Raw genomic sequence first — 10,055 nt, 5'->3', positions numbered from 1 at the left:
AAGATCGAGCGGTTCTCGTCGGTGGGCGCAACTAAGGGCGAGGACTTTGGCACGATTCTGATTCCGATCTTAATCGCCGCGCTGATTGTTCTCAATACGATGTTGGGTTCGGTCTTTGAGCGCGTGAAAGAGATCCATATCTTTAGCTCCATTGGCCTCTCTCCCAGCAATATCGGAACACTGTTTATGGCGGAGGCACTGGTCTACGCGATCCTTGGCTCTGTATCGGGCTACGTTCTGGGTCAGGGAATCAGTAAGATCCTCTCAACGTTTCACTTGATGCAGGGGCTCTCACTGAACTTCTCGTCGGTGAGTGCGGTGCTCTCAACCCTGGTCGTGGTAGCCGTTGTGCTTTTGTCCACTCTCTGGCCCGCTAAGAAAGCCTCCGAAGTCGCCAGTCCGTCCAGCACGCGTACCTGGTCTGTCCCCGACCCTGTCGGCGATGACTGGGCTATCCGCCTGCCCTTTGCGGTCACGGGCGACCAAGCCGCCGGAGTAAATGGCTTTCTTGCCGAGTGGTTCCAAAGCTACGAGGGCTACTCGGTCGGCGACTTTATCACTGAGGGGATCGTCCGCGAAACCTTTGAGTCCGAGAAAGGCACCGGCTACCGAATCGGGTGTAAAGCCTGGCTCGCTCCGTTTGATCTCGGCGTCTCTCAGATGATTCGCTTGGAGACGGTTCCAACCGACTTTGAGGATGTCTTTGATCTTAAACTGACGCTTCACCGGGTCTCGGGCGATGTCTCAAACTGGAAACGCGTCAACCGGCGCTTTATGAACACACTCAGAAAGCAATTTCTTGTCTGGCGCACCCTGAGCGGCGCGGAGCGAGAGCGCTACTTGACCGAGACTGAGTTTGCGAGTGTGGAGGCGTAAAATGGCAAACGACATGGACAATATGAGCAACAAGGAAAGCCTTGGCAACGAGGACGTGGCGACGCCGCACCACACCGACAATCAAGATCACAGCGTCGCAGACACGCGTGACTTCATTGAGGCAGAGTCACAAGGAGATGACAACACCTTCGACGAAGGCTTTACCGCTAAGACCATCATTGGCTCCATCTTTGTAAGTCTCATCATGACCGCCGGGGCGATCTACCTGGGTCTTGTCGCGGGATCAGGCCTCGGGGCCGCGGCGCAGTGGGTGACCATCGTTCTCTTTGCCGAAATTGCCCGGCGCTCGTTCTTGCCCTTAAAGCGGCAGGAGATCTTTTTGCTCTACTATGTCGCGGGTGGCCTCGCCGCTGTGGCAGGAGCAGACCGTGGTATCTCCGGTGGCCCCTTCGGCTGGCTCATCTGGAACCAGTACTTCATCCAGAGTCCACAGGCCGCTGCTATCGCGAAAGAGATCCCCTGGTTCTCCACCCCACAACCCGGCTCTGCGGGACTCGATCAGCGCAACTTCTTCCACCCCGACTGGTGGATGGTCGGTGGCGTGCTCGGCCCGATTCCGGTGATGATGATCCACCAAACCCTGGAGCGCCTCTCTTGGCTTCCGGCTGGCTACCTACTCTTCCGTGCCACCAGTGATGTCGAGCGTCTCCCCTTCCCCCTCGCCTCTGTCGCCGCCTCGGGGGCGACCGCACTGGCGGAGGCGGGCAGTAAAGAAGACTCCTGGCGCTGGCGTATCTTCTCCACGGGAACCGTGATTGGCCTGATCTTTGGGGCCGTCTATGTCGCGATCCCTATCATGACGGCTACGGCCTTTGGAAAAGCCGTCACCCTGATTCCGATCCCCTTTATTGACTTTATGGCCTCCACCGAGACCATTCTTCCGGCAGCACCAGTGGGCTACTCCGGTGATCTCGGAAAGATTCTTACCGGGTTTGTCCTCCCCTTTGAGATGGTAGCGGCGACTTGTATCTCCTCGCTCGTCTTCCAAGTCGGGCTAAACCCCGTTCTCTACAAACAAGGTATCCTGCACCAGTGGCACCCTGGCACCGAGTCTATCGAGACCCGAATGGTCAATAACTTTGACTTCTGGCTCTCTGCGGGGATTGGAATCCAGCTTGCCATTGCGGTCATTGGAATCTATATCATTGTCAAGGGCTCGATTGAGGCATCGCGTGGCCTGAAGCGTAGCTCACGAGGAGCCTGGCACGAAGTTCCTGCGGGGCGCGGTGACAAGGCAGGCTGGTGGAAGATTGCCCTGGGCATCTGGCTCCTGGCGACCCTGGCCTACATTGCTTTCACCCACTTCCTGATCCCGCAGTTCCCGATCACACTGCTCCTAGGCTATGGTCTACTCCTCACGCCGCTGAACTCGTATGTAGCGGCCCGAATGTTTGGCCTTACGAGCCAAGACGCGCAGTTTCCCTACGTGAAAGAGCTGACCGTGATGGAGTCGGGTTATAAGCGAATTGATGTCTGGTTCGCTCCCATGCCCATCCATGACTACGGCTCGCTCGCACAGCGTTTCCGGGAAGTGGAGCTGACGAAGACCAAGTTCACGTCAATCTTAAAGGCGGAGCTCCTGATGTTCCCCTTGATCATGCTGGGAGGATTTATCTACTGGTCGTTTATCTGGGGAACCAGCCAGATTCCTTCTAGTCAGTATCCGTTTGCACAGCGTATGTGGCCGCTGATTGCGTCCAACCAAGCAATCTGGAACCAAATCAATAAGGCAGGCGGTGCGACCTGGGTACTCGACTCCATCAAGCCAAGCTTTATCATCGGCGGCGGCGTGGTGACTCTGGCGCTCTACGGGGTGATGTTTATGGCAAAACTCCCGATGCTCGCGTTCTATGGTGCGGCGGGTGGTGCCAATGCTCTCCCGGCTGACACAGTTCCGTTGTTTGTTGGAGCGTGTCTGGGTAAGTTCTACTTTGCCAAGCGCTACGGTGTCGAAAAATGGCGTAACTACGCACCAGTGCTCCTTGCGGGTTTTGCCTGCGGAACTGGTCTTATTTCGATGGCGGCCATTGCGCTCGCCCTAATTGCCAAGGCGGTTCAGCCGCTCCCGTTCTAGCCAACTATGACTGCTGCCCCTGCTTCCCCAAAACCAACCAAGCGTCAGACCAAGCTTTTAGGCTGGCAGGGCTTCACCCTGCGTGTCCCGGAAGACTGGGATCTGACGGGCTTTTCGGGTAGCTACGACGAGGGCTACCTGCGAATTGACGATGGTGAGGAGCAGGGCTTGGAGCTAAAGTGGGCCACCGAGCCGAAGAAGACCAAGAAGCCGATAGACATCGAGGTGCGCGGCGAGTCGTATCTGGCGTCTCTGGCACGCGCTGCTAAAAAGAAACGCCTCGCTTTTGAGAGCGAGCTGACTCCCCTCCCCCGAGGCGTGCAGCGCGATGAGCGCGAGGGCTTTGGCTTCAAGTGGACGGGTGACCGAAAGGCTTTTGGAGCGCTCTGGCACTGCAGAGAGACGCGCCGTGTGGTGATCGCCCAGGTGCTTGGTGACCGCAGTGGTCGCAAAGGACTCGCGGGTGCCTCGGAGACCATTCTTGCTTCTATCGAGAACCGTGATGCCGAGCCGGGCTGGCGACTCTGGTCGCTCTATGATCTCAAGATCGAGCTCCCGAGTCGTTTCCAGCTTGCAAGCCAGCAGCTGATGAACGTGTATCTGCGGATCTCACTGGCCGATGGCACGGATCGTCTCAGTGTGGAGCAGTGGGCCGTTGCCAATGTCGCACGAAAAGATGCCTACTTAGATGCCTGGCTGGAAGTCAATGCACGTGGTGAGCTGACCCAAGCGCGCTACAAGGCAGAAGAGGCGACCGTGGCCGGGCATGAGGCTGTGGCGATGCGCGGGGGACTGGCACTTGGCCCGGCTTGGGTGCAAGCGTCACGTGAGCTGATGAGCCTGCGGATTCCCGCGACCCGCTTCTCTGCCCGCGCCTGGCACTGTGAGCCCTCCAATAAGATCTATCTCGTCCAGAACCTACGTCCGTTTCGCACCGCCGACGCCATGGACACCCTGGTAAGCCGAGTGAGGTGCCACGGATGAGTAGCATGATCGCGCAGCTCCGCGCAGCCGTGGAGGGGAAAAAGAATCGGCCTAGCCGGGGCCAAGTTCTGGCATCACGGCCGGTTCGTCACCCCAAGATCGTCTGGTCTCGCGAAGTGGCACGGGAAGAGGGCTTACCCGAGCTGGTGCTGATACGCATTCCCCGTCGGCAAGATCGCTGGGGCAACTTCGTGGCCCGGTGCTTCAAGCTCCCCGACCACAAGAAAGTCGAGCTTGATCAGATTGGCTCCGATGTCTGGGAGCTCTGTGATGGTGACCATAGCGTGGATAAAATCGCTCGACGAATCAGTGAGAGCTACAAGCTCAATAAGCGCCAGGCAGAGACATCGGTGACCGCCTACTTGAAGATGCTAGCGGACCGTCGGCTAATCGGCATTCAAACTGGAACGACAAAGAAAAAATGAGTAATAGTACAGAAATAAGCAAGAGCGGCGTTAAGAAAGGCGTGCAGCTTCCCTTCAAGAAGGCCTTTGAGTTCGCGCTCAACACGATCAAGATTCGCTTCTGGCGCTCGATGATCACGGCAGGTGGAGTATTCTTGGGGATCGCGTTTCTGGCCTCCGTGCTCACCAGCAAGGCCGTCGCGGGAGCCAATGCGTCGGCGGATGAAGTGGCGCGGAGCAACTGGTTGGTAGGACTCTCGCTCCTCGTCTGTGCGGTGGGAATTACCAACGCGATGCTCATGAGTGTCACCGAGCGCTTCCGTGAGATTGGAACCATGAAGTGCCTCGGGGCGCTAGAGCAGTTTATCGTCAAGATTTTTCTGATTGAGGCAGCGCTGATGGGCGCAATTGCTTCTAGCTTAGGCTATATCGTCGGCACACTTCTGATGATTGCCACAAAGTACTTCTCCTTTAATCCGAAGACCGCTTTTCATGGTGAAACGTGGTCTGGTTCTTTTACAGGTGCGGCATTTGGTACGAATTTAGTATTCTGTATCGTCCTTGGGATTGCACTGACTATGGTTGCAACTCTTTTCCCTGCCATTAATGCATCACGCATCCCCCCCGCCGCTGCGCTGCGAAGCGATGTTTAGAGATCGAATAATGACTAAAGCAACCAAGATTCAAACAGGACAAAACCATCTGGAATACCTAGATGGCCTACGTGCGGTTGCTGCACTATGGGTAATGCTGTATCATGCCTATCTCATTTTACTCGGATCCCCAGATATTCCTTGGTATCTAGGTTTTCTTGATTGGATCCGACATGGACATTTCGCCGTTGGACTTTTCATTGTCATCTCAGGATTTTGCTTAACTCTTCCTATCACAAAAAAGAAGACAATGTATCCCCAACCAAAAATATTTTATCTTCGGAGAGCCATTCGCATCTTACCTCCTCTTTACATTACATTAATTGTAGCTATATTGTTTCAATTCACATACCAAATATTTTCAAAAAACCCTCCACAGACAGACATATTGGCAATTATTTATTCTATATTTTTGATCCAAGACATATTTCCAAATCGTTCATATCCTGCGCAATGGTTATGGACCGTCAATTTAGAATTCAGACTGTATTTATTTTTCCCACTTATTATTCACTTACTACTCACAAGAGGACCCTATATCCTAGTACTAGTGGGATTTATAATAGGAGGTATTCTTACTAAGTTTTGTGCATTTTACGCATCATATGACTCATGGGAATTGTGTAGTCCTTGGTATTTCTTCTTATTCACTTTAGGTATTTACTCTTGCTGGGTATCTCACAAGCCTGAAATTAATTCATTTGAAGAAAAATCTCATTTATTATGTATATTCACAATAATGTCACTAATTATTTTATGCCAAATGATACCAATATCTAGTAAAATGGGAAAAATTCTTCTACCAGTCAGTGATAGTTTATTAGGTATAGCTACGGCTTCTGGCATGATTGCAATATCGAGGAATAAATCTAATGTATTTCGTCGTTTTCTGAAAAGCAAACTACTTACCAATCTAGGGAAAATCTCATTTTCTCTCTATTTAGTTCATTTGATTTTTATTTTCAATTTCCAAACACTGTACAGGAATCAACATATAATTGATAATAAATATATAGCATTTTGCATCTCTGTATCTGGATGCTTGTTATTAGCATTGATTTTTTTTAAAACTGTTGAAGAACCTTTCATCAGTTTATTGAGTAAATTAAAGAGTAGGACGGTTCAAGAATGAGCAACGAAAAAAGCACTGGAAGCGGCAAGATCGAGTATGTCGTTCGCGCCAAGGATCTGACCAAAGAGTTTGTGATGGGCAACGAGACAACTCGTGCTCTGAAGGGTATCTCTCTGGACATCAAGCGCGGGGAGTATGTCTCCATTATTGGGCCGTCTGGTTCGGGTAAGTCCACGTTTTTTAACATGATCGGGGGGCTGGATAAGCCCAACTCGGGGACGGTGTTTATCAACGATGTGGACATGGCACAGCTGGATGCCAATGAGCTGGCGTTTTTGCGCTGCCACACGATCGGGTATATCTTCCAGACGTTTAACTTAATCCCTGTGATGACAGCTCTAGAGAACGTGATGCTCCCCACGGTCTTTGCGGGAAAGCCGAGCGACGAAGGCACGGCACGGGCAATGGAGCTACTCGATACGGTCGGTCTTGGCCACCGCTACCACCACAAGCCGGGCCAGCTCTCAGGCGGTCAGCAGCAGCGTGTGGCGATTGCACGCGCACTCGCCAACAACCCCGCCATTGTTCTCGCCGATGAGCCCACCGGAAACCTCGACCAGAACACGGGCACCGAGATTATCGCACTTCTTCGACAGCTCAACCAGGAGCACAATGTTACGATTATCACCGCCACCCACGACCCCAAGATGATTCGGGTCTCGGACCGCGCCGTGATTATCCGCGATGGTCTTGTGGACAAAATCCAGACCCGCGCCGAAATCGAAGCGGACCCCAGCCACAGCGACCACTAAATTCACGAACTTTACTTTCTTAGAGAGCTTCCCTAAACCATGCCTTTATATTACATCCCTGCTCTTGTTGCTCCTGCGCAAGCCACCACCAAACCCGCTGATCTGCATACAGCTCGCCTCATGGCGGACAAGGTAATCACCGCGGAAAATCTGCGTGGCTACCTGACCTTTATTGCCTCCGATGCTCTTCAAGGCCGCGACACGCCGTCGCAGGGCTTGGATGTTGCGGCGGAGTTTCTTGCCTTTCACCTAAAAAAATGGGGACTCAAGCCCGCAGGTGACAACGGGACTTTCTTTCAGAAGATCCCAATGATTAAGACTGGCTTTGATGACGCGAAATCAACCCTGACTATTGCTGATACTGCACTTAAGTCTGGGGAGAGCTTTGCGATTGACCGTGGTAATGGCAGTGCTACCGGTGAGTTGGTGAGCATTACTGAGGAACTTGGCTCGACCGATGTCAAGGGTAAGATCGTCCTGCTTGGCCCGGAAGTCCGCGATACGGTACTAGCCAAGGCACTGGAGGCAGGAGCTGTTGCCGTCTTGCGCACCTCGACCAACCAGAGCTGGTGGCGACGGCAGGCTAGCCTTGCGAGCAGAAGGACGTTCTGGCGCATGGAGCGCACTCCCACCCCAGAGCCAGCCGCAACACCACCGGTGATTACATTGAGCCCAGAAGCGAGTGTACAAGCCCTTACTAGCGTGGGAAAAAGTACATCGGTGACGGTTCAGGCCAAGATAGACCGTATCTATACACAAAACGTGGTGGCGATTGCGGAAGGCTCTGACCCGAAGCTGAAGAGCGAGTTCGTGGCTGTGGGAGCACACTACGATCACGTGGGAACCGGTGGACGAGGCACGGACACGATCTTCAACGGTGCGGACGACGACGGCTCGGGGACGGTAGCAATCCTCTCCATGGCGGAGGCAGCCGTTCGAGCGCGGCCCAAGCGCTCGATACTTTTTGTATGGCACGCGGGCGAGGAAAAAGGGCTCCAAGGCTCGTCGTACTTTGTCGACACCCCAACCGTCCCGATTGGACAGATCGTCGCGCAGCTCAATATTGACATGATCGGTCGTAGTAAGCCCGCAGGCGACACAAAGCCCTCAAATAAAGATCTCTCGGGGCCAAACTCCATCTATGTGATTGGCACCACCATGATGAGCACCGAGCTTGGCAAGCTGATTCATGAGACCAACGCCAAGTACCTCAAGCTCGACTACGATCCCAAGTACGATGCGCCCGATGATCCCAATCGCTTTTTCTATCGCAGCGACCACTTCAACTATGCCAAAAAAGGCATCCCGGTCTGCTTCTGGTTCGATGGTGTGCATGAAGACTACCATCAAGTAGGCGATGAAGTGAGCAAGATTGACTTCAATAAAATGGAGAAGATCACGCGAACGGTCTTTCTGACGGCGATCAACGTGGGAAACCTGCCCCAGCGCCCCAAAGTGGACAAGCCACTGAATCGGTAGACTGCCGATTTCAATCGGCGGGGGTATTTATGTACAAGCTAGTCTGGGCCGAGGAGTTTGATAAACCCGGCCCGCCTGATCCAAAAAACTGGAAGTTTGAAAAGGGCTTCGTGCGCAACGAGGAGCACCAGTTTTATCAAGAAGCTAATGCCTGGTGCGAAAAAGGCAACTTAATCATCGAGGCGCGACGCGAGAAGATCAAGAACCCCGCGTTTAAGCCCGGTAGCAAAAGCTGGCGGGAGAACCGCGAGTTCGCAGAGATTACCTCGGCGAGCTTGAGCACATCTGGTCTCCAGAGCTGGCAGTATGGGCGCTTTGAGATGCGCGCTAAGATTGACACACAGCTCGGACTCTGGCCCGCATTCTGGACACTGGGCGTCGAGGGCGAGTGGCCCAGCAATGGCGAGATAGACATCATGGAGTTCTACCGCGGCCAGCTTCTCGCCAATGTCGCGTGGGGCACGAAGCAGCGCTGGAATGCGAAGTGGTCTAGCAAGAAGACCCCTCTTGAGTCGCTGGGCAAAGACTGGAGCAAGAAGTTCCACACCTGGTGGATGGACTGGGATGAGACCGCCATCGAGCTTTCCGTGGACGGGAAGGTTCTCAACCGAATGGAGCTGAAAAACGCAACGAATCCTGATGGCAAGTGCCCGTTCAAGCAGCCGCACTATATTTTAGTTAATCTTTCAGTAGGCGGTCAGAACGGCGGAGATTTCTCAAAGACGGCGTTCCCAACACGCTACGAAATTGACTACATTCGGGTGTATCAGAAAGCCACCCAATAGCATTGGGTGTCAGCAATGGCCTCTGGCCGCAAAGCCCGTGCCGGGCTACAAACCAATTTTCCCAGCCCGGCACGGGCTTTACGGCGCTTGCGCCACTCGACGCCCCGTTCACGGGGCGGAGCACGAATCTATGAAAACAACACCTCTCCGAACCACGGTGATTGGCAGCTACCCCTTCCCTGGCTGGCTGGAGTTTGCCGCCGCCAATTTAGATAAATTTGGCCCCGACGATCTCGCGGAGCTGCAGGAAGACGCGGTAATTGCCGCACTCAACGATCAGAATGCGGCGGGGCTGGATGTGATCTCTGACGGTGAGCAGACGCGCCTGGACTTCAACCTGAGCTTCTACGGCTACATTCAGGGCATCGAGCTAGAGAGTGCGCCGCCGCGCCACTTTGGCCCACCCGCTCATGATCAGCGTGGAAAACACCCGATTGTGGCACCGCTGACGGCTCCCAAGGGCCTCGGGACGGTGGACGAGTTCAAGCGCCTAAAACGGCTTGCCGGAAAATCGGGCGCGACACTCAAAGCTTCGGTGCCGGGGCCATACACGCTCTCGGGGCGACTGCTTCCAGGCGCACTCTACGCCGACCGCTGGGCAATCACCGAGGCGCTTTTGCCGCTGGTGCAGTCGGAGCTGGTGGCGCTGGTGGTGGCGGGGTGCACGGAGATTACCGTCGATGAGCCCTCAATGAGCTGCTATGCCCATAAAGAAGACCCCGAGCGCTTCGTGGAAATTTTCAATCGCACGGTTGCGCCGATTGTGGGCAAGTGCCATCTCTCTACCCATCTTTGTTTTGGCAACTACAAAGCCCGCGCTGTCGGGCCGCGCCAGTATGCCCCGATGTTTCCCGCGTTTCTAGGCTTTGCCGCCGATGAGATCCATGTCGAGATG

At 54.2% G+C, this 10,055-nt stretch carries 10 protein-coding genes; all 10 read left to right on the top strand.

Annotated elements, in window-relative coordinates; all coding sequences use genetic code 11:
- Positions 1 to 876, top strand: an 876-nt coding sequence (locus RMO15_RS24745; protein WP_309718913.1) for an ABC transporter permease, incomplete at its 5' end; no start/stop codon positions are given.
- A gap of 22 nt (positions 877 to 898) precedes the next feature.
- Positions 899 to 2,971 (top strand): hypothetical protein, encoded by a 2,073-nt coding sequence (locus tag RMO15_RS24740; RefSeq protein WP_309718910.1) that lies wholly within the window; start codon positions 899 to 901, stop codon positions 2,969 to 2,971.
- A 6-nt stretch (positions 2,972 to 2,977) separates the two neighbouring features.
- Positions 2,978 to 3,955 carry a hypothetical protein gene (locus RMO15_RS24735; RefSeq protein ID WP_309718906.1) on the top strand — a complete coding sequence of 326 codons (978 nt, stop codon included), beginning with the start codon at positions 2,978 to 2,980 and terminating at the stop codon, positions 3,953 to 3,955.
- Positions 3,952 to 4,380 (top strand): PqqD family protein, encoded by a 429-nt coding sequence (locus tag RMO15_RS24730; protein WP_309718916.1) that lies wholly within the window; start codon positions 3,952 to 3,954, stop codon positions 4,378 to 4,380. Before RMO15_RS24735 ends, RMO15_RS24730 begins: the two co-directional genes overlap by 4 nt.
- Positions 4,377 to 5,012 carry an FtsX-like permease family protein gene (locus RMO15_RS24725; protein ID WP_309718903.1) on the top strand — a complete coding sequence of 212 codons (636 nt, stop codon included), beginning with the start codon at positions 4,377 to 4,379 and terminating at the stop codon, positions 5,010 to 5,012. Before RMO15_RS24730 ends, RMO15_RS24725 begins: the two co-directional genes overlap by 4 nt.
- Positions 5,013 to 5,022: 10 nt before the next feature.
- Positions 5,023 to 6,144: an acyltransferase gene (locus RMO15_RS24720; RefSeq protein WP_309718901.1), complete on the top strand. Its 1,122-nt coding sequence runs from the start codon at positions 5,023 to 5,025 to the stop codon at positions 6,142 to 6,144.
- A complete protein-coding gene (locus RMO15_RS24715; protein ID WP_309718898.1) occupies positions 6,141 to 6,896 on the top strand; it encodes an ABC transporter ATP-binding protein in 756 nt (251 codons plus the stop codon). Before RMO15_RS24720 ends, RMO15_RS24715 begins: the two co-directional genes overlap by 4 nt.
- Before the next feature lie 39 nt (positions 6,897 to 6,935).
- Positions 6,936 to 8,375 (top strand): M28 family peptidase, encoded by a 1,440-nt coding sequence (locus RMO15_RS24710; protein WP_309718895.1) that lies wholly within the window; start codon positions 6,936 to 6,938, stop codon positions 8,373 to 8,375.
- A 29-nt stretch (positions 8,376 to 8,404) separates the two neighbouring features.
- Positions 8,405 to 9,160: a glycoside hydrolase family 16 protein gene (locus RMO15_RS24705; RefSeq protein WP_309718892.1), complete on the top strand. Its 756-nt coding sequence runs from the start codon at positions 8,405 to 8,407 to the stop codon at positions 9,158 to 9,160.
- Between the two features lie 130 nt (positions 9,161 to 9,290).
- A partial coding sequence (locus RMO15_RS24700) for a hypothetical protein (RefSeq protein WP_309718889.1) occupies positions 9,291 to 10,055 on the top strand: 765 nt, incomplete at its 3' end.

This window comes from Armatimonas sp. (assembly GCF_031410135.1).
Classification (GTDB): domain Bacteria; phylum Armatimonadota; class Armatimonadia; order Armatimonadales; family Armatimonadaceae; genus Armatimonas.
This window is presented reverse-complemented; position numbering and strand designations above follow the sequence as displayed.

Excerpts from the sequence above, each read along its gene's own strand:
- RMO15_RS24730 (WP_309718916.1), top strand. The coding sequence starts at position 3,952 with ATGAGTAGCATGATCGCGCAGCTCCGCGCAGCCGTGGAGGGGAAAAAG.
- RMO15_RS24710 (WP_309718895.1), top strand. The coding sequence starts at position 6,936 with ATGCCTTTATATTACATCCCTGCTCTTGTTGCTCCTGCGCAAGCCACC.
- RMO15_RS24740 (WP_309718910.1), top strand. The coding sequence starts at position 899 with ATGAGCAACAAGGAAAGCCTTGGCAACGAGGACGTGGCGACGCCGCAC.
- RMO15_RS24735 (WP_309718906.1), top strand. The coding sequence starts at position 2,978 with ATGACTGCTGCCCCTGCTTCCCCAAAACCAACCAAGCGTCAGACCAAG.
- RMO15_RS24715 (WP_309718898.1), top strand. The coding sequence starts at position 6,141 with ATGAGCAACGAAAAAAGCACTGGAAGCGGCAAGATCGAGTATGTCGTT.
- RMO15_RS24720 (WP_309718901.1), top strand. The coding sequence starts at position 5,023 with ATGACTAAAGCAACCAAGATTCAAACAGGACAAAACCATCTGGAATAC.
- RMO15_RS24705 (WP_309718892.1), top strand. The coding sequence starts at position 8,405 with ATGTACAAGCTAGTCTGGGCCGAGGAGTTTGATAAACCCGGCCCGCCT.
- RMO15_RS24725 (WP_309718903.1), top strand. The coding sequence starts at position 4,377 with ATGAGTAATAGTACAGAAATAAGCAAGAGCGGCGTTAAGAAAGGCGTG.